The sequence below is a fragment of the Marinobacter sp. ELB17 genome (genome assembly GCF_000169375.1).
Taxonomy (GTDB): domain Bacteria; phylum Pseudomonadota; class Gammaproteobacteria; order Pseudomonadales; family Oleiphilaceae; genus Marinobacter.
Genome location: NZ_AAXY01000015.1, coordinates 13,403 through 37,414, shown reverse-complemented (window position 1 = coordinate 37,414; position 24,012 = coordinate 13,403). Strand labels below are relative to the sequence as shown.

Sequence of the window (24,012 nt, the reverse complement as noted above, 5' to 3'; positions counted from 1 at the left end):
ACGCCAATACACAAGTAAGGAGACGAGCGATGAGACGGGTGGTATTCAATCAGAAAGGCGGTGTCGGCAAGTCCAGTATTGCCTGCAACCTGGCCGCAATCAGTGCGGCTCGCGGCAAGCGCACTTTAGTGGTTGATCTGGACCCGCAGGGTAATTCAACCCATTACCTGATGGGTCGGCCTGCCACCGAACTCGATAACAACGCGGCTGATTTACTTGAGCAGACCTTGACGTTCACGGTGTTCAACCGGCGCCCGGAAGAGTCGTTTGTGCACACAACGCCTTTTGAGAACCTGTGGGTGTTGCCTTCAAGCCCGGAGTTGGAGTTTCTGGAGCGCAAACTTGAAGCCAAGCACAAAATCTACAAACTGCGTGAAGCCCTGAAAAAGCTGGATCAACATTTCGACGACATTTACATCGATACTGCGCCGGCGCTGAATTTTTACACCCGCTCGGCATTGATTGGTGCTCAGCGCTGCCTGATCCCGTTTGATTGCGATGACTTCGCGCGCCAAGCGCTTTACAGCATCATTCACGAAATTCGAGAGCTGCAGGAGGACCACAACCCGGAGCTGAGTATTGAAGGTATTGTTGCCAATCAGTTCCAGGCCCGCGCCAGTCTGCCGGCCAAGCTGTTGGCTGAATTGGAGCAGGAAGGTTTGCCGGTACTGTCGGTGCGCTTGTCTAGCTCGGTGAAAATGAAAGAGTCTCACCAGTGTCACCAACCGCTGATTCATATGGCACCGCGACACCCGCTAACCCAGCAGTTTGAAGACCTTTACCGATTGCTTCACGGCGAACCACCGGCTGCCGAAGCGGCGCTAACGGCGCAAGAATGAGAGCCGCACCCGACAACCTTGGCCATACCTACCAAGTTGCCGACCGTCTGCTGGCTATTGAAATTCAGCTGCGTCAGATGAATTGTTGGCAAAGCGAGCCTCTGGCAGCAGAAAAGTACCTCAGCCGCGAGCCGTTTTGCCTAGATACAATGAGCTTTGAGCAGTGGCTGCAGTTTGTGCTTTTGGCGCGGCTGAAACAGCTGGTTGAAGATGATCAGCCGTTACCCACGGTTAGCGGCGTGGCGCCTATGGCAGAAGAGCACTATCGCAGCGGCCCCGGGCAGGCGTTGATTCGCGAACTGGCAGCACTGGACGAACTGTTGGGTGCAAAGCCCGGCTGAGCGCTATCGCCAGGTCACGAAATGTGATGGCCGCTCAGGCGTCCAGGCGCATGGACAGGTCTACGGCTCGCAGGTTTTTTGTCAGCGTACCTAAAGAGACAAAGTCCACACCGGTTTCGGCGATGGCCACCAAGGTGTTGTCGTCAATACCACCAGAGGCTTCAAGGCGCGCTTTGCCTGCAGTTTGTGCCACTGCTGCGCGCATATCCGCCAAGGAAAACTCGTCAAGCATGATGATGTCGGCGCCAGCATCCAGCGCCTGCTGCAGTTCGTTCAGATTTTCGGTTTCCACTTCTACCAGTTTACCCGGCGCCAGTTCCCTCGCTGCACGCACAGCGGCCGCAATAGAACCGCAGGCCGCAATGTGGTTTTCTTTGATCAGAAAAGCGTCCCACAATCCCAAACGATGATTACTGCAGCCGCCACAGGTGACCGCGTATTTTTGCGCCAGGCGCAAGCCAGGCAGAGTTTTGCGGGTATCCAGCAGGTGCGTTCGGGTGTGGCTGATCAGCGCCGCGTAACGGGCGGCGTGGGTGGCGACCGCAGACAGGGTTTGAAGCCAGTTTAAAGCCGCACGTTCGGCGGTCAGCAGGCTGCGGGCCAGGCCGTTCATGCGGAACAGTAGCTGACCGGGTTCGACGCGTTGGCCGTCTTCCACCTGCCAGTCCAGAACAACGTCGCAATCAACCTGGCGAAATACTTCATCTACCCATTCTCGGCCGGCAATAACGGCGTGTTCGCGGGTAATCACGCGGCCTCTGGCGCGGGTGTCGGCCGCGATAAGTTGTGCGGTAATGTCACCGTCGCCAATGTCTTCGCGCAGACTGTGGGCAACCGTTTCAATTCTGGACTGGCGCAGAAGTTCGGCACTGATCATGGTGTGGTGTCCGTAACGGCAGAGAAGTTAGGTGCACGCGGCACAAATAGGCAGAAACAGAGTTTATCGCGCCCGCCGGCGTTCGCCAACCGTCGCGCACATGTCGCCGAGTGTGATCCAGTTCAAGACTCTACAAATCCTGACAAATCCTGACACATGCTGACGCAAAAAGGCTTTATGATATTATCTGCAAGTATATCCCGATCGGCAATGGAAAAGGCGGCTCGGCATAAGCAGGAGGTAGATACAGTGCAGGACAAAAAAGTGGTCAACATCACTGGACAGGGTTCGACGTCCCGCTTTTTTTTGCCGACTGCGTTAATTCGGCTACGGGACGCGTCTGCCCAGAGTATCCGTACTGTGCTGAATCAATTTTTTGACCGCGCTGACGATGCCCTTTTCGAACTCGCCGATCGCGCCGGCACTGATCAGGAACAAACCCGCTATTTTGACGCCATGCGTGAGCTTCGGCTGCGTCGTAAGTCGATGACGGTAGCGGTGTTGCATCACGTCGGTCAGGCCTTCAACGATATTGGCAAGTTCCGCCCGCAGAGCACCGTTTCGAGCCTCGACAGTGTCGATGAAGGTTTCCTTAGCCTGCTGGATCACGCCGAACTTGAGCAGCAGGTGGCCATCGATAATATGGTCACAAAACTGCGTTACCAATACAGCGAAGCGTTACGTCACCTGAGCTTGCGCGTGCGTCATTTGTTACCCGGTGTGACTCTGGAAGACGACCAGATGCCCTTGTGCCCGGAAGTTCTGTGCGGTGGACTGGCCGCGGCCAGCAAAGACCTTGACGTTGACATAAAAGCACGGCTGATAGTGCTGAAATTGTTTGACCAATTGCTGGTGACTAGCCTCGGCGAGGTGTATCACGGCGCCAATGTGACCCTGATCAAAGAAGGCGTTCTGCCTGACAGCAAAGCTGTCAGGCCGGTGCAAACGGCTCGCAGCCGCCAGGGCGCGCCTGTGCCGCCGCCATCAGTAGTGTATCGAGAGGCAGATTGGTACGGTGTGGGGCAACCTCAGGCAGAGGTCTCTGCCGCTACTTTTTCGCAACTGAGCGCGCTGCTGCGGCAGGGTCAGCCTGCTTATGGTGACGGTCAGGCTCCTGCCAGTGGTGGCCAGTGGCTGCAAACCGACGCGTTGCTGGCGCGGCTGAGCCAGGTTCAGACAGCATTTGGCAACGACCCCGGTGCGCCGCTGGTATCTCTGAGCCAGCAGCTGCAACCGGTGTTACAGAATTCGTCTGGCCAGTCACTGCGGCCCGGCCAGGTGGACAACGACGTCATCAATCTGGTGGCTATGTTGTTCGAGTTTATTCTGGACGACCGCCATTTGCATTCGGTGATGAAAAGCCTGTTGGGGCGGCTGCAGATACCGATACTGAAAGTGGCTTTAACAGACAAGAATTTCTTCAACCGCGGTGGCCACCCCGCACGCAAGTTGCTTAACGAAATGGCATTGGCCGCCACTGGCTGGACTGAAAAACGCCCCGGCCAGCGCGACCCCTTACTGGATAAAATCAGCGCAGTAGTAAACCGGATACTGGCGGAGTTTTCCACAGACGTATCGTTGTTCAACGAGTTGCTGGACGATTTCAACCAGTTTTCTGATCTGGACCAGCGCCGCAGTGACTTGGTAGAGCAGCGCCTGCGGGATGCAGAAGAAGGTCGTGCACGCCATGAACAGGCGACCGCAGACACCAAAGAGCTGCTGCATGAGGCAATGGATGGCCGGCTGTTACCCGAGCCGGTGCAAGATATGCTGAATGGCCCCTGGAGCCACTACCTGCATTGGCTGGCGCTCCATGAAAGCACCGACAGCGAGGCCTGGCAGCGAGCCAAGACGTTAACCGAGCAGCTGATCTGGACCATTGACCCGGTACCCCTGACGGCAACGACCCATGAGTTGTTACAACAAGCCATACCGCAAGTTATTGAGCAGTTGCGTGGGGCTCTGGAAGGTGTGGCCTGGGATGGTTTGTCGGTAGAAATGGTGGTCCGTGATCTGGAACTGGTACATCTGGACGTGTTTCAGCGCCTGGTGATTGCGCCCAGTGAAGCCGCCGGCAATGATCATGCTCAAATTGATGACAGCCAGGAAGCGCCTGCTGTCAGAGCGGATGCTGTACCTTCAGACACTACAAACACTTCAGCCGATGTCAGTCACCCGGCGCCTGCCTTGCCAGTTGCCGCAGATGACCCCAAAGAAGCGGTGGTTGCCCGGGTGCCAGAGCCCACAAGAGCTCAACCGGTTGTTGCCGAGGAATGGCTGGCCAAAGCCGATGGTTTGCGAGTTGGTTGCTGGCTCGAGCTGAATCGCGATGGCAGTCAGATTCGCTGTAAGCTTGCGGCGTTTATCCGGGCGGTAGATAAGTACATATTTGTAAATCGCAGCGGTGCCAAAGTCGCCGAATACCGCCGCAACGAGCTGGCGGAAATGATGGCCCAAGGCCATATTGAAATACTGGACGATGGTTTGATTTTTGACCGGGCTCTGGAGTCGATTATTGACAACCTGCGCACCAGTCGCCGCTTTTGAAGGTTACAGCGTGCCGTGGCACACGGTGACGCTTTGTGATTCAATCGGAGTTATTCCACTTCGTTGAATCAGGATTCGCCTTGCCTCAAACTCCCCACTCTGTGTTTACCCCAGCCTCTGAGATGGCAGCCACACTGCGCGCAAACGGCAGAATAGATGCAGCCCTCTGGCGACCGTCTCCTAATTTTGGTGCGCGGCCCGCGACCAGTCAGGTAAGCCTGATTGTTGTGCACTGCATCAGCTTGCCTCCGGGCCAGTTCGGGGGCCCTGAAATTGAAGATTTCTTCTGCAACCGGCTAGACATCAAGGCCCACCCGTATTTTCAGGCCATCGCCACAATGACTGTTTCAGCCCACCTGTTGATACGCCGTGATGGCACGCTTATCCAGTTTGTCAGCCTGCTGGATCGTGCCTGGCACGCTGGCCGTTCCCGTTTTTGCGGCCAGGACGAGTGCAACGATTTTTCCATCGGCATTGAGCTTGAAGGCAGTGACGATGTGCCTTATACCGAGGGTCAATACCAGGCATTGTGCGCTGTTTGCCAGCAAATTATGGCGGCCTGGCCAGAAATTGGCGTTGACGAGATTACGGGCCACAGCGACATTGCGCCGGGGCGAAAAACCGATCCCGGGCCGGCGTTTGACTGGCCGCGGTTGTATCAAAGCCTGGCAAAACCCACAAAGGACAGATTATGACCTTGCTTGTATTTGTGCTGGCCTACCTGCTGCGGCGACGGCTGGATAGTCGCGATCAGTTTGACGGCCATCAGCTATGGCGCAGCTGGTTTGAAGGCTTGGGGCAACGCCTGTCGCAAAGCCTTACCCAAAGGACGAGTGCTTTGGCGCCGTTTTTGGCGGTGGCTATTCCGACCGCCGTGGTGTGGCTGGCGCAGAGTTACTGGCACCACCACCACTGGCTCTTGGCGGGTTGGTTACTGGAATTGTTATTGCTTCTGCTGTTGCTGGGTATGCCAGGCTGGCGTCAGCTTCTGGCAAATTACGCCCGGGCATGGCGCCGTGGTGACATGCAGGCAGCCTGGCGCTATATCCAGCATCTGCTACCGGCGCATCAGCGCGGCGCAGCGCTATCGCCTGAAACCATGCAGCTGGCGCTCTCTGAAGCGTTAATGGAGCAAGTATTCTGGCGTTATTTCATGGTGCTGTTCTGGTACGCGGTGGGCGGCATTTCTGCCGCGGTGCTGGCGAGCGGCCTGGTTGCATTGGGGCAGAGCTGGCCGCAATCTGGCAAATGTGGCCAGTGTGAGCGTTGGCGCGAATGGGGCGGTTGGTTGCCGGCGCGGCTGCTAGCGCTGACCTTTGGCCTGGCCGGTGACTTGGCCGGCTGGCTGCGGCAACGCCGCCAAGCCCGGGACCACTGGCAATTGCCAGTAGCAAAGCTGCTGATGGCCACTGCCGATGGCGCTTTGACCGGTTACGCGCTGGACCCAGGCCGATTTGCCTCATTACACCCGCAAGACTGGCAGAGCTATGGTGAACGTAGCTTGAACGCCATTCGCGATCTTCTTAACCGCAGTATGCTGGTATGGCTGTGCCTACTGGCATTGATGGTGATCGCCGGCGTGGCCTAGCCGAGTGCGAGGAATATTGTTACATTTCCTGACAAAAAAGAGCTAAGGTTTTTAGGGTTTTGGGCGACACTCAAGTTGAATAATAAAAATGCAGAATCTGATAAAGCGGCGAAACACGTGAAAAAATTGATTGCTCCAGCCATTGCGCTGATGAATCGACTACCGATGATTTTTAAATTCAGCCTCATTAGCTTCCTCTTTTTGCTGCCCATTGCCGGGCTGTCCTGGCTGGTCATTACTCAGCTTAACCATTCCGTGGCCATTACGACCAACAGCAAGGCTGGCTTAACACAGCTAGAGCAAGCCGATGAACTACTGCGCCGCGCCATTGACTATCGCGATTATCAATCGGTAGCGGCATTCCGCGACGATAAGGAGTTGCATGCCCGTGCAGACCAAGCGGCTGCGGCTGTTGATGCCGCAATTGCTCGCTTGAACAGTGCCGCTCCCGAGTTTGATCGCGGTGGAGTATGGGCCGCCCAGGCCAACCAATTGCGCGAGGCCTGGAATACTCTGCGTACCACGCAGGTCGTTAATAACCGGTTTGACGCCCAGTTCACCTATAACCAAGAGTTTGTGCAGAAAGCGTCAACCCTGTTACCCGCTACCGTTGAACTGTCGGGCCTGGCGCAAACCGATTCGCGGGAAAATCTGGTGTTGTTGAAGTTATTGGGCGACTCTTTGCCCGAGGCGCGCAGTGCGATCGGTCAGGCTCGATCCTATGGCATTTACGCGTTGCTGGAAGGGCAATTAAGTTATGATCTGGGCGATCAGCTGAATCGGGTTTACGATCGCTTGACTAATCAGGCCTCTTTGCTCACTCCCGCGTTGACGGTGGCGCAGGAAGCGGCGCCTTTGCTGGCAGCCCACGCTGCTGGCGTACAGAAAGTCAGCGCGAGCGTACTGCAAACCCAAGCTTTTGTGGACGCCAACGTACTGACTCCAGTGCGCCTTGAGATGAGCTGGGAAACCTATGACAGTGCTGTGAGTGGGTATTTGCTGGACCATCAGCGCCTTGGCGCTGTGGCGTTTAATGGTCTGTTGCAAAATCTGGGTGATCGTCTTCACTTCGAAACCACTCAACGCACGTTGATTATCGTTTCGCTGCTGTGCGTGCTGATTCTAGTGGTGTATCTGTACATTGGATTTTTCATATCAGTACGCACCGCCATAAACCGTTTTGCCGATTCTGCGCGGCAAGTGGCATCGGGCGATATGACGGCGCGCATCGAGCTTAGCAATCGTGATGAATTGGGTGAACTGACCGGTGAATTTAACAGCATGACTGACCGTATTGCCAGCCTGATCCGCTCGGTGGGTAACACCACCGCAGAGGTAGATCAGCAGGCGAGCCGGGTAAATGCTACGGCGGTAGCGACCAGCGATGCAGTGAGTCGGCAGATGCATGAAAGTGAGCAGATTCAAGAAGCTATGAGTCAGATGACGGGTGCGGTCAATGAAGTGACCGAGAGCGCTCATCGGGTAGCTGATAGCGCCGGAGCTGCCGAAAAAGATACCGAGACCGGACGCCAGACTGTAGCCGACTCGGTGACGACGATTCACCAGTTGGCGACTGAGATTTCCAGCGCTGTAGACGCGATTCACCGGGTCAGTTCTGACAGCAGCGACATCAGCAAGGTGCTGGTGGAAATCAAGGCTATCGCCGGACAAACTAACCTGCTGGCGCTGAATGCGGCCATTGAAGCGGCTCGGGCGGGAGATCAAGGCCGTGGTTTTGCGGTCGTAGCCGACGAGGTGCGATCCTTGTCTCAGCGTACTCACAAATCCACTGAAGAAATAGAAAAGATGATCTCGCGTCTGCAGAGTGGCGTTAAAGGGGCGGTTGCCGCGATGACAAACAGCCATCAGGTGACTGAAGTGACTGTGCAGAAATCTGCGCTGGTGACCCAGGCGCTGGACCGCATTGCTTCCGGCATTTCGACCATTGTCGATATGAGTCAACAGATTGCTCAGGCGGCAGAGGAACAATCGGCGGTCACCCGTGACGTTAATACCAGCGTAGCGCAAATTGGCGAACTGAGCTTGGCGACGGCACAGAACGCCCGGGGCACATTGGAATCGTCCCAGGAAATGTCACGGCTAACGGCTTCGCTGCAGCAACTGGTAGAGGCGTTTCGGGTCTAGAAGCGGCTCAGGCCACGTTCGCCTCAGTGAACTTGGCCTTTCTGCGCACCATGCCCAGGGCGTGGGTGATATTGTCGCTGGGCGCAGCCTCGCCAAACCAAGCCAGCTTTTCGTAAAGGCGTACTACGTCACCCACAATAATCAACGCGGGCGCCGGCAGTTGCGCCAGTTCCTGTTTGGCAGCGATATCGGCCAAAGTGCCAATCAGCACTTTCTGGTCGACTGCGGTACCGCGGGAGACAATGGCAACCGGTGTATCCGTCGCCCGGCCATGAGCCATCAGGCCGGCACTGAGTTGCGGCAGTGTGTGCAGTCCCATATAGAACACGACCGTTTGATTGGGCTGTATCAGCTCTTTGTAATCAAGGGCTTGTTGTCGATTTTTTAACTGGCCGGTAACAAACCTGACTGACTGGGCATAGCCCCGGTGGGTCAGCGGAATGCCGGCGTAGGTCGAGCAAGCGCTGGCGGCGGTAATGCCCGGTACCACCTGGAACGGTATGCCATGGGCTTTGAGCTCTTCCAGTTCTTCACCGCCGCGTCCGAAAATAAACGGATCACCGCCTTTAAGCCGCACCACCCGCCGCCCCAGTTTGGCGTGTTTCACCAGCAGGGCATTAATGTCGTCTTGGGGCACCGTGTGATGATCGCGGCGCTTGCCGACGTAAATCAGGTCGGCGTCGCGCCGGCACAAATCCAGCACCTCTGGCGATACCAGATTGTCGTAAAACACCACGTCAGCCTGCTGCATCAGACGCAGCGCCTTAAACGTCAGCAGCTCCGGATCACCCGGGCCAGCACCGACCAGATACACCTCGCCGGTTTTATGGCCGGCGTCGCCCCGGTTGATGGCCGACACCAGCATCGATTCGGCTTCGTCATGGCGACCGGAAAACACCTTTTCGGCAATTTGTCCTTCCAGCACGTTTTCCCAGAATTGACGACGGTCATTCAGTGAATTGAAACGCGCCTTAACCCGATCGCGAAAGCGCCCGACCAGACCACCCAGGCTGCTGTAGCCCTTGGGTATCAGGGTTTCCAAGCGGGCCCTCAACAGCCGTGCCAGCACCGGTGACTGCCCGCCGGAGGTAATGCCAATCACAATGGGCGAGCGGTCGACGATGGCTGGAAATATGAAGCTGCACAGCTTGGGCGTATCCACCACATTGATGGGGATATTTCGCGCTATCGCCTCGGCGTGAACCTGACGGTGCAACTCGGCGTTGTCGGTGGCGGCGACCACCAGGGTTTTCCCTGCTAGCAGGTCGCTGTGATAATCCCCCAAAATGATCTCGTCTCGGTCATCGGTCAGCAGAGCCCGAAGTTCCTCATCGACGGCGTGGGAAATCACAGTCAGGCCAACACCTGCGCGTTTGAGCAGGCGAGCCTTGCGCAGGGCGATATCACCACCGCCCACCAGTAACACCTGGCGATCGTTCAAATTGAAAAACAGTGGTAAAAAATCCATGGCAGCCTCCCGGAATGAGCAGTATCAGAGCTTAGTGTGTAACCCGCACTCGCGGGTTTCCAGAGCTTTGGTGGGATCGAAATAATCGTGTTCGTCGGGCAACTGGTGCGCGGCCTGGTAGGCATCCAGGTCGGCGCTGGTCAGGTTGAATAAAGGTGCTACTTTCACAATGCCGCTTTTGCTGGTGGAGACGATGTCTAGCGATTGGCGAAAGTCGGTTTGGTCTTTGCGGATGGCGTTAAACCACACATCCGGCTGAATTTCTGCCAGGGCCCTGGCGAAGGGCTCCAGCTTTACCTGGCGGGTAAATTCCTCATGCAGCGGCTGGTCAATCTCAGGTATGCCCTGCATCAGCACGTTGCGCCGGGCAGCGGTTTGCTGCGGTATAAACGTGCGCACATTCAGCTTCAGCTGGGCAATCAGTTTTTCTGCAAAGCGATAGGTGGCAGAGGTGTTGTAACCCGAATCGATCCATATCACCTGAATGTCCGGCCGGGCTTGAACCGCCATGTGCAGGATCACGGCTTCGTAAGGACCGAAGTTGGTAGTGACTACCGGATTGCGCGCCTGCGTTAAGGCCCACGTTATGATTTCTTGGGGCCGGTTACTGGCAAGCTGTTGGTTGGCCGTAGCCACATCAAGCGTCATGGTGTCTATGTCCTTTGACTAAAAAATCGGCGCTACAAACAGCGACGAACAAAATATTTGGAGGCGATTAACCCCGTGTTTAACGGCGAAAAACCGGACGCGGATCCGCCGTCGTACCCTGATAATTCACGCTGATCTCGGAAAATGCCTGAAGATGATCGGTTTGGAAACGCTCGTCATTGATGGCAAAAGCGTTGAATCCGGAGCTTTGCATCAGCGCCAGGCGATCGCGGCTAACATGGCCCAGAGCTCGAATTTGTCGATTAAAACCGCTACGCACCAACTGGCGGGCGATGCTGAATCCGCGGCCATCGCGAAACGTTGGGAATTCGATGGCAATCAGGTCGAGTTGGCTGTGGTCGGCGTAAAGCGCCGCCAGGTCATCATCACCATTTACGATCACGCCCAGCGGGCTGTTGCGCTGCTGCAGTGCTTCCCGGTGTTGCCGGTACCAAATGAGGGGCACAGCAACAGGCCCATTTTCGGGTATTGGTGATCCCTCGTCGAGAGCCGCCTGATCAAGCAATTGCCAGGGGTCTTCGGTCACAATGCGCTGGTCAATGAGCAGTGGCATACACACGTTCCTTAAAAGGTTTGATGCCCACACGTTGCACTACCTGCGCAAACGATTCGTCTTCGCCGCGCTGGTCAACGTATACGGCCAGAATTTTTTCCACGGTGATAGCAACGTCGCTCGCCGGTACTGACCTTCCTAGAATCTTGCCCAAGCGTGCGTCTTCTTTGGACGACCCGCCGAGTGAAATCTGATACCAGTCTTCGCCCTTTTTATCCACGCCCAGAATGCCGATGTCGGCGACGTGGTGATGGGCACAGGCGTTGATACAACCAGACATGTTTAGTCGGATTTCGCCTAGGTCGTACAGATGATCCATATCGTCAAAATGCTCATTGATCTGGTCCGAAATGTTCAACGTGCGGGCGTTGGCCAGCGAGCAAAAATCAAACCCCGGGCACACAATCATGTCGGTCAGCGTGCCAATGTTGGAACGCGCCAGATTGTTCGCCGCCAGCGCCTGCCATACTGCGTAAAGGTCGCCCTTGCGCACATCGGTCAGCACCAAATTCTGGTGGTGGGTGGCGCGAGTTTCGCCAAAGCTGTAACGATCAGCCAAGTCTGCAACCGCATCCATCTGGCTGTCGGTGATGTCGCCAGGGGCTTCCAGATACGGTTTCAGCGAAACAATGGCAATGCGGTAACCGTCAACCCGGTGAGCCAGAGTGTTGTGGCGGTACCAGGCGTTGAACTCGATATCGGTTGCCAGTGAATCACTTAAAGACGCATGAGCGTCGGCGCTGGCGGCGTTGGCATCGTAATCAGGTAGGGTGAAAAACGATTTGGCACGGGCAATTTCGGCATCGGTGAGTGTCAACTCGCCATCGCGGATGTGGGCCCATTCCTCCTCGACCAGGCGGCGGAATTCGTCGGGGCCCAGAGCCTCCACCAGAATCTTGATGCGCGCCTTATACTTGTTGTCGCGGCGGCCTTTGAGGTTGTAAACCCGCAAGATGGCGTCCAGATACGACAACAGATGCTGTTTGGGCAGGAACTTACGAATGCTCTTGCCAATGATGGGCGTGCGGCCCAGCCCACCGCCGACCAGTACTTCAAAGCCTATTTCGCCATCGGCGTTTTGCACCATTTGCAGGCCAATATCGTGCACCTGGGAGGCTGCGCGGTCTTCCGTTGCGCCGGTGACGGCAATTTTGAATTTCCGCGGCAGGTAAGCAAATTCTGGATGCAGGGTGGACCACTGGCGGATAATTTCGCAGTAGGGGCGAGGATCTTCAAGTTCGCTTTCCGCTACACCGGCGTAGGGATCGGTGGTGGTGTTACGAATGCAATTGCCCGAGGTTTGAATAGCGTGCATCTGCACCTGCGCCAGTTCCGCCAGAATATCGGGTACCGCAGCTAACTCTGGCCAGTTAAACTGAATGTTGGTGCGGGTGGTGAAGTGGCCATAGCCGCGGTCGTAAGTGCGGGCAACGTGGGCCAGCTTGCGCATCTGGGTTGACGATAGAAGGCCGTAAGGGACAGCCACACGCAGCATGGGAGCCTGGCGCTGAATGTAAAGACCGTTCATCAGCCGCAGCGCAGAAAATTCATCCTCCGGCAGTTCGCCGGTCAGATACCGGCGGGTCTGGTCGCGAAATTGCTCCACCCGTTCGTCGACCAGTGTCTGGTCAATCTGATTATACTGATACATGACTGTTTCACCGACTTGTGTAAATTTCTGCAGTTATCATACGCAATGCTCTTTATTCTTTATAATGATATTTATTGATTTTGATATTCATATATCGAATATAAAGGGTTGCGTCGGCAAGACCGTCATTATTCTAAAAAAGAATAAATAAACGTTTATTTATTCTTTTAAAATCTTGTTTTCCTTTGTGATACTGCATGGCACATCCAGCCGGTGGTATCCGCCGGCCTTCTAAACTGTCGATTTACGCAGGCCGCCGTTAATGACTTCTTTGCCAGAACGCCGTCTTACCCACCTGAAGCAGCTGGAAGCTGAAAGCATCCAGATTATTCGTGAAGTCGCTGCGGAGTTTGACAATCCGGTGATGCTGTACTCGGTGGGAAAAGACTCGGCGGTCATGCTTCACCTTGCCCGCAAAGCGTTTTTCCCGGGCACCCCGCCGTTTCCACTGCTGCACGTAGACACCACCTGGAAATTCCGTGAAATGATCGAATTTCGCGACCGCATGGCCGCGCAGTCGGGCATGGAGTTGTTGGTGCACATCAACCAGGAGGGCGTAGACATGGGGGTTGGGCCTTTTTCCCACGGTTCGGCCACTCATACCGACGTGATGAAAACCCAGAGCCTGAAGCAGGCGTTGAACAAGTATGGCTTTGACGCCGCTTTCGGCGGTGCCCGCCGCGATGAGGAAAAATCCCGTGCCAAAGAGCGGGTGTTCTCATTCCGCGACAAGCATCACCGCTGGGACCCGAAAAATCAGCGGCCGGAGCTGTGGAATCTGTTCAATACCCGCATCAACAAGGGCGAAAGCATTCGCGTATTTCCGCTGTCTAATTGGACCGAACTGGATATCTGGCAATACATCTTTCTGGAAAGCATTCCGATTGTGCCTTTGTACTTCGCAGCCCTGCGGCCGGTGGTTATCCGCGATGGCATGATGATCATGGTGGACGACGAGCGCCTGCCTCTGAACCCGGGCGAAGAGCCGGAACTGCGTAAGGTCAGGTTCCGCACTCTGGGCTGTTACCCGTTAACCGGGGCGGTGGATTCCGAGGCCGATACGTTGCAGGGAATTATTCAGGAAATGCTGTTAACACGAACCTCCGAGCGCCAGGGGCGGGCGATAGATCGCGATGGAGCGGGCTCTATGGAAAAGAAAAAAATGGAAGGGTACTTTTAATGAGCCACCAGTCTGACTTGATTGCCGATGATATCGAAGCCTACCTGCACCAGCATGAAAACAAGGAACTGCTGCGCTTTCTGACGTGCGGCAGCGTAGACGACGGCAAATCCACCCTGATTGGACGGCTGCTGCACGACTCAAAAATGATTTATGAAGACCAGCTGGAGGCGATCCACAACGACAACGCACGGATGGGTAATGCCGGTGACGAGCTGGATTTGGCGTTGCTGGTGGACGGCTTGCAGGCCGAGCGCGAGCAGGGCATCACCATTGATGTAGCCTATCGTTATTTCTCGACCGCTCGGCGTAAATTTATCATCGCCGACACCCCGGGCCACGAACAGTACACTCGCAATATGGCCACCGGCGCTTCCACCTGCGACCTGGCCATTATTTTGATTGACGCCCGCCACGGCGTGCAGGTGCAAACCCGCCGCCACAGTTTCATTGTGTCGCTGCTGGGGCTGAAGCATACGGTCGTGGCCATCAACAAAATGGATCTGGTGGATTACAGCGAGGAACGCTACGAGCAGATCAAGGCTGATTATTCGGCGTTTAGCAGTCAGCTGGACTTGCCAGACATCCAGTTTGTGCCTTTGTCGGCGCTAAAAGGCGACAACGTGGTTAATCGTTCAGAGTTCATGCCTTGGTATCGGGGGCAAGCGTTGATGGAAACTCTGGAAAGTGTGGAGATTGTCCGCGACCAGAATTTCGACGCGCTGCGTTTTCCGGTGCAATACGTGAACCGCCCCAACCGAGACTTCCGCGGTTACTGCGGCACCCTGACCGCTGGCGTGGTGTGCCCGGGTGACGACGTAACGGTGTTGCCGTCCGGTAAGTCATCAAGGGTGAAATCCATCGTGACCTACGACGGCGAGCTGAGCGAAGCCTTCCCGCCTATGTCGGTGACGTTAACGCTGGAAGATCAGATTGATATTTCCCGTGGCGACATTCTGGTGCACAGCAAACAGATACCGCAAACGACGGACCGCTTCGATGCCACTTTGGTGTGGATGGCCGAGCAGCCGCTGGTACAGGGGAAAACTTACGACATAAAACTGTTGACCAGTCGCGTGGCTGGAGCCGTGACGGCCGTTCGCCATCGAGTGGATGTGAACTCGTTACAAAAGACCGAGGCCAATACCCTGGCGCTGAACGAAATCGGTCGTTGCGAACTAACGCTGGAACAGCCTGTGTTGGCGGACAACTACAAAGAATTCCGCAGCACCGGGTCGTTTATTGTGGTGGATCGCTTAACCCACACCACCGTGGCAGCCGGTATGATTCTGCCCGGCTCGCAGCAACAAGGCTACGCGCTGCACCACAGCGCACAGGTGACCACAGCGCAAAAAGCCCGACGCTTTGGCCAGCAAGCCGCGGTGATATACATAAAAGGCGACGCGAACGCCGCCCGCACGCTGGTTCATTCATTGGAAAAAGTGCTGTTCGATGACGGCCGCGCCGTGGCTACGCTGCAGCACGACAATCTGCAATACAGTGAAGGCTTCAAAGCACCGCTGGCTCTGGCACTCAAAGCCAACGGTCTGCTGGTGCTGACCGATACCGACACCGGCCACAGCGATCTGACTCTAAACCTGGCGGATTTGCCAGATCAGGGCAAGCAAGTGGCCGCTGCATTGAAGCAGCTGCGCGAGCACAAAATCCTGTAAAGGCGTTGCTGTTTCTAGGGTGCTATTTCTGCGGGGGCAGTTCATCGCGGCTGGCCTTCTTCTGTTCCCACAGAATTTCCTCCGCGCCCTCGCGCCGTGCCAGCACCCGTGAGGCTACAAACAGCAGATCAGACAAGCGATTCAGGTACTGCCGCGCTAGCGGGTTGATAGAGTCCTCATGGCTGAGTGCCACTACAACACGCTCGGCACGGCGGCACACGGCGCGGGCCATGTGGCACTGAGCTGCGGCCGGGCTGCCACCGGGCAAAATAAAGTTCTTCAACGGTGGCAGTGATTCGTTCCACCCATCCAACAAGCCTTCCAGCCAGCTGATGTGCTGCTCACTGATGACGATGCTACCCGGAATCGCAAATTCACCACCCAGGTCAAACAGGTGATGCTGAATGCGGCGCATGGACTCAAACAGCGCATCATCGCTGTCCAGCATCTCAACCAGTAAGCCCATGTGACAGTTCAGTTCATCCGCCGTACCCATGGCCTCAACGCGCTGGGCGCTCTTGGCAATGCGGTTACCATCGGCCAGACCGGTAGAACCATCGTCTCCGGTGCGGGTGTAGATTTTTGACAGGCGGTTGCCCATGGAATTCTCCTGATTGGTTAAAATGCTAGCCTGATTGGTTGAAAGGCTAAAGAGCTTGTACTCGCTGAACCAGCATTTGGTTTACCGGTGTGGCAATCCCGTGGCGCTGCCCGCACTGCATAAGGTAACCGTTAATAAAATCGATCTCGGTTTTACGCCCGGCGTTTACATCCGCACGCATCGACGACGTGTTACTGGCCGTACTTTTGGCGATCGCCTCAATCCGCTCCCGCAGCGCTTGCGGGGTAGCATGCTCACCGGTATCGGCCTGCAGTAAAGCAGCAATTTCGGTGCATAACCCGTCAATCGTCTGCCGATACAGCGGCGCGCCCACTATGGCGCCATTCGGGCAGTCCAGCAGTGCGGTAAACGCATTAATTCCGGCGTTGACCACCAGCTTTTGCCAGAGCCGTTGCACAATACTGTTTTCGGTATGCACCTGTAATCCGGATTGTGCCAGCTGCTGAACCACCGATTCAGTATAGTCAGAAGCAGAGTCGGTAAGCGGGCCCACCCAGGTATCCCCGGTGCCGGCATGCACCAACACATCCGGCTCTGGTCGATTCGCCCCCTCTGTGGTGCTAGCCGCCAAAATCGGCCGATCCGGCCAGCGCTCGGCCACTGCCTGCTGACTGCCCAAACCGTTCTGGAAAAGAACAACCGGCGTGTCTTTAGCGATATACGGCAGCCAGCTCTCCAGAGCCGAAAGCGTATCCCCGGCTTTGGTGGTAACAAGCAGTAAAGTGATGTCAGTAACCGAACGAAACCAAGGCAGAGAAATACGAGATCGCGTCGGCCCAGGCACAGATTCCGGCGAAGCCGTCAGGAAGGCCTTCCCGAAACCTTGTGCAGCCATGGATGGCGGAGCAGAGCGTACAAGGACGTATTCACAGCGTGTTTCGGGAAGGCCTACCTGACGACTGAAGCACCTCCCTAGCTCAAGCTCGGAACTATCCCCCGAGAGCCGAGGCAAAAACCCACAATGCGAAGACGGCAAAAGGGCGGCCCATAGCCGCCCCATTGAACCCGCTCCAAGAATGGCGATCTGCCCGCCACCCCCGGAACGCTTAACACCCACATTCATCATTTTGCGCGGGATACCCCGTCCTTCAGGTCGGGGAGGGAGTGCGCGTCGTGCGTCAGCGCGACTCGTGTTCCCTGTCTCCCTCCTCCTTGGGTTGGTTGGGTTGGATGTGATAGCCGTAGCCATCCGCTCGCTGGGTTAAAACACAGTGGCGATGAGATATTCCTTGAATAGCACCACTACTTGTCTGGATATTGAAGCTGCCGGTTTTACGAACCGCCACACGACCCAACCAGGTGCCGGCTTTCGTGCCTGTTGGCACCACGGCTCGCACCATGTCGCCGGTCTGAAACCCTTGGACTTTCTTCTGGCGCATCAGATAGCCACGAGGGAAACCGTATCTTGTGAGTCTGGTACGCTGATAGCTGCCACGTCCGGTGGCTTTGATCGCCAAGGTTGGAACGTTCCAGCCCTCTACGATCTCAACTTCTCCGACGCAAGCCGCATCCAGCGCATGTGTCTTAGGAATGTTTAGTCGCCGACGATTGAACTTGGTACGGCCGCCGGTACCCACTTCAACCTTCAGGCCCGTTTTCTTCAGGGTCTGATACAGCGCCCACCGGGTTGAATTAACCGCGGAGGCGTCCCTTAAGGGCTTTTTGCACTGTTTTAGAATGCGATCCAGTCTGGCCTGGTGGTTTTTCAGCCGCTTGGACGATGCAAAGAAATCAGCAAGTGGCTGCCTGCCTTTCTCCTGATTGCATGGCCGGCACGCCAATGTCAGGTTGCTGATCCGGTTCGAGCCACCGTTGGCTTTTGGGTCGATATGCTCAATTTGAAGAGGGGTGTCTTTACCGGTGCAGTAAGCGCATTCGCGCCCCCACTTCTCCAGAAGGTATTCGCGGACCTCGTAGCCGAGCAAGGTGCCCTGCTGATATTCGACACCGCTGACTTCCGGGTTTTCCATCTTTTGCGTGTCGAATCGAACCAGTTCCTGGCTGATAAATTCAACCGGCACCAAAGACCGAAGCCGATTCACCAGGTTTTTCGTGGTATCCACCCGGTGTTGCAGGCTCGGGGCCAGCCAGCCCCTGGGCTTGGTTCGATTCAGGAATCTGGGTGCCCGGTACCTGAGCTGGTTGCGACGACGCCGGCGAAACGCCCGACGTTGCTCCAGAGACTTGCTGATCTGGCGACCGCGATGAGCCAACTCCATTAACGCCAGAGCGTGTTGCTTCTGGCCGCTTTCTCGAACCACTGCAATCCCGGTGGTTTTGCTGCCGGGATCGATCTTGATACGGACCGGCTGTATGATGCCACCGGTACGGTCTTTCAGCCGGATCGTAAACGGATACGCACGCACTACCACGGCTCGACCACGGCCGACCAGAAGCCGTGCGCGCTTTTCCGAGCATGGCATTAGTGGTTGCTTGCGTCTATCCAGTACGAAGACCGACATCGTTTTCCTTTCAATGAATGCCCTTACGGGCCTTGTGACGCGAATCTTGCGATTCGTCTCCCCTCGGGAATGTCTATCACCGGCTCCCGCTTGCGCAGCGACCGGAACCTTCGGCGCTTTACCTTTCGCCAGCGTGATCCCAGTCTTCCAGAGCGCCGAACTGAGGAAGCATTCGACGGTGGGTCTTAGCGACCTGTGATAAACGTAGCGGATTGGTGTCCGCTTTCCCTGGTCAACCTGGCTTGCAGGGTGTTTTCTACAAGCCCCGTCCTTCAGGGCGGGGTAGTTGACGCCTACATGGCCTCAATGTCAGCACGCTGCTGCTGCAGTCGAGCCGCGTTGCTCTGGAACTCGGTCAGCTTTTCCTGCTCCTTGGCTACAACATCTGCCGGTGCCTTGGCCGTAAACTTCTCATTACCCAGCTTGCCTTCCAGCCGGCCAATTTCCTTACCTAGACGCTCCAGCTCCTTATCCAGCCGCTTAAGCTCTGCATCCTTATCAATCAGACCGGCCATAGGCACCAGCACTTCCATATCGCCCAGCAGTTGAGTGGCGCACATGGGCGCATTATCGCCCTCAAACCATTCCAGGCTCTCAAGCTTGGCCAGCGAACTCAGGAACTGACGGTTCTCATTCATCCTGCGCTGGCCGTCTGCACTATTGCCACGGAACAGAACAGGAATCTTTTTCGCCGGAGAAATATTCATTTCACCGCGAATATTACGCACCGCCACAATCACGCCCTTTAACCATTCAATATCCGCAACCGCCTGATCGTCTTGGCGGCTGCTATCAGCCTGCGGGAACGGCTGCAGCATAATGCTGTCACCGGATTTGCCTGCCAGCGGTGCAATGCGCTGCCAGATTTCCTCGGTGATGAACGGCATAATCGGGTGCGCCAGACGCAAAACGGTTTCCAGCACGCGCACCAGTGTACGGCGGGTGCCACGCTTGGCTTCCGCACTGGCGCTGTCGTCACTCAGTGAAGGCTTGGACAACTCCAGGTACCAGTCGCAGTATTCGTTCCAGATAAACTCGTACAGCGCCTGTGAGGCCAGATCAAAGCGATACTGGTCCAAATGACGGGCCACATCCTGCTCGCACTGCTGAAGGGCGCTGATAATCCAGCGGTCGGCCAGCGACAGTTCCACCGGTTCGCCGTTTACGCCGCAGCCTTCACCCTCGGTGTTCATCAGTACGTAACGGGCGGCGTTCCACAGCTTGTTGCAAAAGTTGCGGTAGCCTTCCAGACGCTTCATGTCCCAGTTTATGTCACGGCCGGTGGTGGCCATGGCCGCCAGGGTGAAACGCAGGGCGTCGGTGCCGTGGGCAGAGATACCTTCGGGGAATTCCTTCTCGGTCTGTTTGGCAATTTTCTTCGCCAGCTTCGGCTGCATCAGGTTGCCAGTGCGCTTTTCCAGCAAGGGCGCCAGGTCGATGCCGTCGATCATGTCCAGCGGGTCAATCACGTTGCCCTTGGATTTGGACATTTTTTCGCCGTTTTCGTCGCGGATCAAACCGGTGACGTAAACGGTTTTGAACGGAACCTGGGGTGTGCCGTCTTCATTTTTCATGAAGTGCGTGGTCATCATGATCATCCGCGCAACCCAGAAGAAAATGATATCAAAGCCTGTCACCAGAACGTCTGTCGGGTGAAAGGTCTTCAGCCGCTCGGTAGTCTCCGGCCAGCCCAGAGTGCCAAATGTCCAAAGGGCAGAGCTGAACCAGGTGTCCAGAACGTCGTCGTCCTGCTTTAGCGCAAAATCGGCTGCCAGGCTGTGCTTCTGGCGCACTTCCTCTTCGCTGCGGCCCACGTAAATGTTGCCCTCGGCGTCGTACCAAGCGGGGATACGGTGGCCCCACCACAGCTGGCGGGAAATACACCAATCTTGAATATCGCGCATCCAAGAAAAGTACATGTTCTCGTATTGCTTGGGCACAAACTGGATGCGGCCGTCTTCAACCGCTTCAATGGCCGGCTTAGCCAGAGTTTTGGCATCGGCAAACCATTGATCCGTCAGCATCGGCTCGATGATCAAGCCGGAACGGTCCCCGCGGGGCACGCTTAACACGTGATCTTCCACCAGCTGAACCAGGCCAGTTGCGTCCATGTCAGCCACGATCTGCTTGCGTGCGTCTTCCCGAGTCAGCCCGGCGTAGGCGGCGGGCAGCGAAGCGTCCAGATCGGTGTTTTCAGTGCCGTCGCTGTTAAATATTTCTGCTTGCTGGCGGATGTTGGCGTCCTGAGTCAGCACGTTCATCATCGGCAGATTGTTACGCTTGCCCACGGCGTAGTCATTAAAATCATGAGCCGGGGTAATCTTAACGCAGCCGGAGCCCTTTTCCGGGTCGGCGTGGTGGTCTGCAATCACCGGAATGCGGCGATTCACCAGCGGCAGCATCACGAACTTACCAATCAGATGCTGATAGCGCTCGTCGTCCGGATGAACGGCTACGGCAGTATCGCCCAGCATGGTTTCCGGGCGGGTGGTGGCGACCACCAGGTAATCTTTGCCATCCAGCGTGGTGGCGCCGTCGGCCAGTGGATAGCGCAGGTGCCAGAAAAAGCCTTTCTCTTCTTTGTTTTCCACTTCCAGATCGGAAATCGCGGTGTGCAGCTTCGTATCCCAGTTCACCAGGCGTTTGCCACGGTACACCAGGCCGTCTTCGTACAGGCGTACAAACACTTCCTGCACGGCCTTGTAGAAACCGTCGTCCATCGTGAAGCGTTCGGTGTCCCAATCTACCGAATTGCCCAGCCGGCGCATTTGGTCGGTAATGGTGCCGCCAGACTCTTCCTTCCATTCCCAGATACGCTTAATGAACTCTTCACGGCCCAGATCGTGGCGGGTTTTGCCTTCTTCCGCAGCCAGCTTGCGCTCAACGACCATCTGGGTGGCTATGCCTGCGTGGTCACTGCCTACCTGCCACAGGGTGTTGTGGCCTTGCATGCGCTTGTAGCGGGTGAGGGTGTCCATAATGGTGTGCTGGAAGGCATGCCCCATGTGCAGGCTGCCGGTCACATTCGGTGGCGGAATAGCGATGCTGTAAGACTCACCCTCGCTTCCCTCTAACGTTTCCGAATGGGGCCGAAAGTAGCCTTTAGATTCCCAGTTGTCGTACCACTGGCGCTCGATGTTTTCTGGCTGGTAGGTTTTTTCCATGGGTTTTTGCTGGTGGCCGTATTGGTGAATTCGAGAGGAGATTTTAGACGCATGATTATACATGGTCGCCCGCGGTCGGGCCATGAAGTGGGGGTTTCAGCTTTGGTTTAAACGACTGATTAAATTATTGCTACCGCTGATCGTGAACTCGCGCCTCAATGCCCAATGCACGTAACTGTTTGAAGTGGGACCGGGCCTGATCCAAAACCACCGGATCATTCTGAGCAATCAATGCCAGGCGCTTAAATTGGTCGGCGTGGGCCGGCAGTTCGGTGCAGAGAATAATCACGGTATCCCAGTCTTCGGCGGCCGGCGGATGCAGCAGGATGCCGACGGGGTCTTTGCAGGGCGTGTTGGCTTCGGAAATCACACTGTGGGGAATGAAGGCATCCGGGCTGAAGTTCCACAGCAGGTCGTCCAATTCTTGAGCGTGTTCGAGGGTGTCGCACACAATGCCCACGCGATCCCCTTGCTGCCAGGCTTTGTTGACCAGTTTGGCGGCGTGTAGATTGCGTGCGGCGGGGGTGTTCTGGCGCAGGATATGGAACCAGTAGCGCTGGTTTTTATCTTCCTGCCCAGCCTCTGGTGTGGGAGCACCGGCAGCAGCGCTGCCGGTTTCCGTAGTATGCACAGCAGGCGGCTTAGTTGCCGGCATGGGACATCAGGTATTCGACCAGCATGGGTACCGGGCGGCCTGAAGAGCCTTTGGCTTTGCCGGAATGCCACGCAGTACCGGCGATGTCCAGGTGGGCCCAACGGTAATCTTTGGCGTAGCGGGCCAGGAAGCAGGCCGCGGTGATGGTTCCAGCGGGACGTCCGCCGATGTTTGCCATATCCGCAAAGTTGCTGTCGAGCTGGCTCTGGTACTCTTCCCAAAGCGGCAGGCGCCAGGCTTTGTCGTTGGCGCGGTCGCCGGCGGCCAGCAGTTCGTTGGCCAGGTCATCGTTGTTGGCCAGTAAACCAGTGGCGTGGTGGCCCAGGGCGACGATGCAGGCGCCGGTGAGGGTGGCCAGGTCAATAACCGCCGCCGGGTCAAACCTCTTCACGTAGGTCAGGGCGTCGCACAGTACCAGGCGGCCTTCGGCGTCGGTGTTGAGAATTTCAACGGTCTGGCCAGACATAGTGGTAACAATGTCGCCGGGGCGGCTGGCGTTGCCGTCGGGCATGTTTTCAGCGGCTGCGATTACGGCCACAACGTTAATTTTTGGTTTGATTTCAGCGATGACCTGCATGGCGCCGAACACCGCGGCCGAACCGCCCATGTCGTATTTCATCTCGTCCATGCCTTCGCCGGGCTTCAGGCTGATGCCGCCGCTGTCGAAGGTGATGCCTTTACCCACTAACACGTGGGGCTTGTCTTTGGCATTGCCGCCACGATATTCCATTATAATGAAGCGCGGCGGCTGGCGGCTGCCTTTGCCCACGGCCAGAATGGTGTTCATGCCCAGGTCGGCCATCTGCTTTTCGTCAAGAATTTCGGTCTTGATGCAGTCGTGGTCTTTGGCAAGTTTTTCGGCCTGTTCCGCCAGCCAGATCGGGTGGCAGATGTTGGGCGGGGTATTACCCAGGTCGCGGGTAAAGTTCATGCCGCGGCCGGTGGCCAGACCGAGGTTAAAGGCGTCTTTCTCGGCTTTTCCGCCGGTAGAGGCGGTTACGGTGACTTTATTCAGATTACGCGCAGCAGGCTGCTCGCTCTTATACTGGTTAAACGTGTACAGGTGCTCTTCCAGACTGCGGCCGATCAGGCTCAGGCGAGCTCTTTCAGAGGTCGTTGCGCTGTCGCCGGTTAGCTGGGTGTCAGCCAAGGCCACAATGGCATGTTTTGAGGGGCCGTCTTTCAGAACGTTTACCGCAGCAGTTAAAGCCTTGCGATAGTTGGCCGGTGTGCGGCTTTCGTCATCACCGGTGCCGACAATGCACAGGCGCTGCCAATGGCTGTCGGTCAGCGGAACAGTCTGTACCGATGCGTTTTTGCCACTGATGTCGCCGGCGCTTTGCAGCTTGCCAATCAAGCCATCCAGAGCTTTGTCTGCCGCGCTGGTGCTGGCGGGCCATTCGCCTTTCTGCGGTAACGCCAGTACAAGACAGTCAGCGCTGATGGTGTCCAGGGCTTTGCTGCTTAAGGTAAAATTCATGGCAACTCCTGTTAGTGATTTTGTTAGTGATTCTGTTATACGAATTGAATGTGAGTATTAATATTGGGGCAATGCGATGAATTATCAAGCATTGGCGA

Annotated in this window: 18 protein-coding genes and 1 pseudogene; 8 read left to right on the top strand and 11 right to left on the bottom strand. The window is 56.3% G+C overall.

Going from position 1 to position 24,012, the window contains the following annotated elements; genetic code table 11:
- Positions 1 to 29: 29 nt before the first annotated feature.
- Positions 30 to 839 carry a ParA family protein gene (locus MELB17_RS15405; RefSeq protein WP_007351220.1) on the top strand — a complete coding sequence of 270 codons (810 nt, stop codon included), beginning with the start codon at positions 30 to 32 and terminating at the stop codon, positions 837 to 839.
- Positions 836 to 1,180 (top strand): YqcC family protein, encoded by a 345-nt coding sequence (locus MELB17_RS15400; protein ID WP_007351219.1) that lies wholly within the window; start codon positions 836 to 838, stop codon positions 1,178 to 1,180. Before MELB17_RS15405 ends, MELB17_RS15400 begins: the two co-directional genes overlap by 4 nt.
- Before the next feature lie 34 nt (positions 1,181 to 1,214).
- On the opposite strand, the gene nadC is transcribed toward MELB17_RS15400, so the two are convergent.
- The gene (gene nadC, locus MELB17_RS15395) at positions 1,215 to 2,057 is read right to left on the bottom strand and encodes a carboxylating nicotinate-nucleotide diphosphorylase (protein ID WP_007351218.1); all 843 of its coding nucleotides are present in this window, start codon (positions 2,055 to 2,057) and stop codon (positions 1,215 to 1,217) included.
- Between the two features lie 210 nt (positions 2,058 to 2,267).
- On the opposite strand from nadC, the gene MELB17_RS15390 reads away from it, so the two are divergent.
- The 4 genes from MELB17_RS15390 (at position 2,268) to MELB17_RS15375 (ending at position 8,337) form a co-directional block, all read left to right on the top strand.
- Positions 2,268 to 4,604, top strand: a complete 2,337-nt coding sequence (locus MELB17_RS15390) for a DUF1631 domain-containing protein (protein WP_007351217.1) — start codon at positions 2,268 to 2,270, stop codon at positions 4,602 to 4,604.
- Positions 4,605 to 4,726: 122 nt separating this feature from the next.
- Positions 4,727 to 5,299, top strand: a complete 573-nt coding sequence (gene ampD, locus MELB17_RS15385; RefSeq protein ID WP_007351216.1) for a 1,6-anhydro-N-acetylmuramyl-L-alanine amidase AmpD — start codon at positions 4,727 to 4,729, stop codon at positions 5,297 to 5,299.
- Positions 5,296 to 6,192, top strand: a complete 897-nt coding sequence (locus MELB17_RS15380) for a histidine kinase (protein WP_007351215.1) — start codon at positions 5,296 to 5,298, stop codon at positions 6,190 to 6,192. Before ampD ends, MELB17_RS15380 begins: the two co-directional genes overlap by 4 nt.
- Positions 6,193 to 6,309: 117 nt before the next feature.
- Positions 6,310 to 8,337: a methyl-accepting chemotaxis protein gene (locus MELB17_RS15375; RefSeq protein ID WP_036185055.1), complete on the top strand. Its 2,028-nt coding sequence runs from the start codon at positions 6,310 to 6,312 to the stop codon at positions 8,335 to 8,337.
- A 7-nt stretch (positions 8,338 to 8,344) separates the two neighbouring features.
- Here the strand turns inward: MELB17_RS15375 and cysG are convergent, their stop codons facing one another.
- The 4 genes from cysG to MELB17_RS15355 all read right to left on the bottom strand — a co-directional run bounded on the left by cysG (position 8,345) and on the right by MELB17_RS15355 (position 12,678).
- Positions 8,345 to 9,805 carry a siroheme synthase CysG gene (gene cysG, locus MELB17_RS15370; RefSeq protein WP_007351213.1) on the bottom strand — a complete coding sequence of 487 codons (1,461 nt, stop codon included), beginning with the start codon at positions 9,803 to 9,805 and terminating at the stop codon, positions 8,345 to 8,347.
- Between the two features lie 24 nt (positions 9,806 to 9,829).
- On the bottom strand, positions 9,830 to 10,453 hold the full coding sequence (locus MELB17_RS15365) for a phosphoadenosine phosphosulfate reductase family protein (RefSeq protein ID WP_007351212.1): 624 nt from the start codon (positions 10,451 to 10,453) through the stop codon (positions 9,830 to 9,832).
- Positions 10,454 to 10,532: 79 nt separating this feature from the next.
- On the bottom strand, positions 10,533 to 11,027 hold the full coding sequence (locus tag MELB17_RS15360) for a DUF934 domain-containing protein (protein WP_007351211.1): 495 nt from the start codon (positions 11,025 to 11,027) through the stop codon (positions 10,533 to 10,535).
- Positions 11,011 to 12,678 (bottom strand): nitrite/sulfite reductase, encoded by a 1,668-nt coding sequence (locus MELB17_RS15355; RefSeq protein ID WP_007351210.1) that lies wholly within the window; start codon positions 12,676 to 12,678, stop codon positions 11,011 to 11,013. The genes MELB17_RS15360 and MELB17_RS15355 overlap by 17 nt, the downstream gene beginning before the upstream one ends.
- A gap of 262 nt (positions 12,679 to 12,940) precedes the next feature.
- On the opposite strand from MELB17_RS15355, the gene cysD reads away from it, so the two are divergent.
- Together cysD and cysN are read left to right on the top strand one after the other, a co-directional pair.
- Positions 12,941 to 13,858, top strand: a complete 918-nt coding sequence (gene cysD / locus MELB17_RS15350) for a sulfate adenylyltransferase subunit CysD (protein ID WP_036185029.1) — start codon at positions 12,941 to 12,943, stop codon at positions 13,856 to 13,858.
- Positions 13,858 to 15,357: pseudogene (gene cysN, locus MELB17_RS15345) on the top strand (sulfate adenylyltransferase subunit CysN); the annotation flags it as partial. The gene cysD and the pseudogene cysN, both read left to right, overlap by 1 nt.
- Positions 15,358 to 15,553: 196 nt before the next feature.
- Here cysN and MELB17_RS15340 read toward each other — a convergent pair.
- The 6 genes from MELB17_RS15340 to MELB17_RS15315 all read right to left on the bottom strand — a co-directional run bounded on the left by MELB17_RS15340 (position 15,554) and on the right by MELB17_RS15315 (position 23,914).
- Positions 15,554 to 16,132: a cob(I)yrinic acid a,c-diamide adenosyltransferase gene (locus tag MELB17_RS15340; RefSeq protein ID WP_007351207.1), complete on the bottom strand. Its 579-nt coding sequence runs from the start codon at positions 16,130 to 16,132 to the stop codon at positions 15,554 to 15,556.
- A 46-nt stretch (positions 16,133 to 16,178) separates the two neighbouring features.
- The gene (locus MELB17_RS15335) at positions 16,179 to 16,988 is read right to left on the bottom strand and encodes a ketopantoate reductase family protein (protein WP_007351206.1); all 810 of its coding nucleotides are present in this window, start codon (positions 16,986 to 16,988) and stop codon (positions 16,179 to 16,181) included.
- A gap of 283 nt (positions 16,989 to 17,271) precedes the next feature.
- Positions 17,272 to 18,615, bottom strand: coding sequence for an RNA-guided endonuclease IscB (gene iscB / locus MELB17_RS15330; protein WP_083796407.1), 1,344 nt, complete (start codon positions 18,613 to 18,615; stop codon positions 17,272 to 17,274).
- Between the two features lie 293 nt (positions 18,616 to 18,908).
- A complete protein-coding gene (locus tag MELB17_RS15325; RefSeq protein ID WP_007351204.1) occupies positions 18,909 to 21,779 on the bottom strand; it encodes a valine--tRNA ligase in 2,871 nt (956 codons plus the stop codon).
- A gap of 130 nt (positions 21,780 to 21,909) precedes the next feature.
- Positions 21,910 to 22,434: a DNA polymerase III subunit chi gene (locus tag MELB17_RS15320; RefSeq protein WP_007351203.1), complete on the bottom strand. Its 525-nt coding sequence runs from the start codon at positions 22,432 to 22,434 to the stop codon at positions 21,910 to 21,912.
- Positions 22,421 to 23,914 (bottom strand): leucyl aminopeptidase, encoded by a 1,494-nt coding sequence (locus MELB17_RS15315; protein WP_007351202.1) that lies wholly within the window; start codon positions 23,912 to 23,914, stop codon positions 22,421 to 22,423. Before MELB17_RS15315 ends, MELB17_RS15320 begins: the two co-directional genes overlap by 14 nt.
- Positions 23,915 to 24,012 lie beyond the last annotated feature (98 nt).

Coding starts and splice junctions, on each gene's coding strand:
- MELB17_RS15405 (WP_007351220.1), top strand. CDS start 30: ATGAGACGGGTGGTATTCAATCAGAAAGGCGGTGTCGGCAAGTCCAGT.
- MELB17_RS15400 (WP_007351219.1), top strand. CDS start 836: ATGAGAGCCGCACCCGACAACCTTGGCCATACCTACCAAGTTGCCGAC.
- nadC (WP_007351218.1), bottom strand. CDS start 2,057: ATGATCAGTGCCGAACTTCTGCGCCAGTCCAGAATTGAAACGGTTGCC.
- MELB17_RS15390 (WP_007351217.1), top strand. CDS start 2,268: ATGGAAAAGGCGGCTCGGCATAAGCAGGAGGTAGATACAGTGCAGGAC.
- ampD (WP_007351216.1), top strand. CDS start 4,727: ATGGCAGCCACACTGCGCGCAAACGGCAGAATAGATGCAGCCCTCTGG.
- MELB17_RS15380 (WP_007351215.1), top strand. CDS start 5,296: ATGACCTTGCTTGTATTTGTGCTGGCCTACCTGCTGCGGCGACGGCTG.
- cysG (WP_007351213.1), bottom strand. CDS start 9,805: ATGGATTTTTTACCACTGTTTTTCAATTTGAACGATCGCCAGGTGTTA.
- MELB17_RS15365 (WP_007351212.1), bottom strand. CDS start 10,453: ATGACGCTTGATGTGGCTACGGCCAACCAACAGCTTGCCAGTAACCGG.
- MELB17_RS15360 (WP_007351211.1), bottom strand. CDS start 11,027: ATGCCACTGCTCATTGACCAGCGCATTGTGACCGAAGACCCCTGGCAA.
- MELB17_RS15355 (WP_007351210.1), bottom strand. CDS start 12,678: ATGTATCAGTATAATCAGATTGACCAGACACTGGTCGACGAACGGGTG.
- cysD (WP_036185029.1), top strand. CDS start 12,941: ATGACTTCTTTGCCAGAACGCCGTCTTACCCACCTGAAGCAGCTGGAA.
- MELB17_RS15340 (WP_007351207.1), bottom strand. CDS start 16,132: ATGGGCAACCGCCTGTCAAAAATCTACACCCGCACCGGAGACGATGGT.
- MELB17_RS15335 (WP_007351206.1), bottom strand. CDS start 16,988: ATGGCTGCACAAGGTTTCGGGAAGGCCTTCCTGACGGCTTCGCCGGAA.
- iscB (WP_083796407.1), bottom strand. CDS start 18,615: ATGTCGGTCTTCGTACTGGATAGACGCAAGCAACCACTAATGCCATGC.
- MELB17_RS15325 (WP_007351204.1), bottom strand. CDS start 21,779: ATGGAAAAAACCTACCAGCCAGAAAACATCGAGCGCCAGTGGTACGAC.
- MELB17_RS15320 (WP_007351203.1), bottom strand. CDS start 22,434: ATGCCGGCAACTAAGCCGCCTGCTGTGCATACTACGGAAACCGGCAGC.
- MELB17_RS15315 (WP_007351202.1), bottom strand. CDS start 23,914: ATGAATTTTACCTTAAGCAGCAAAGCCCTGGACACCATCAGCGCTGAC.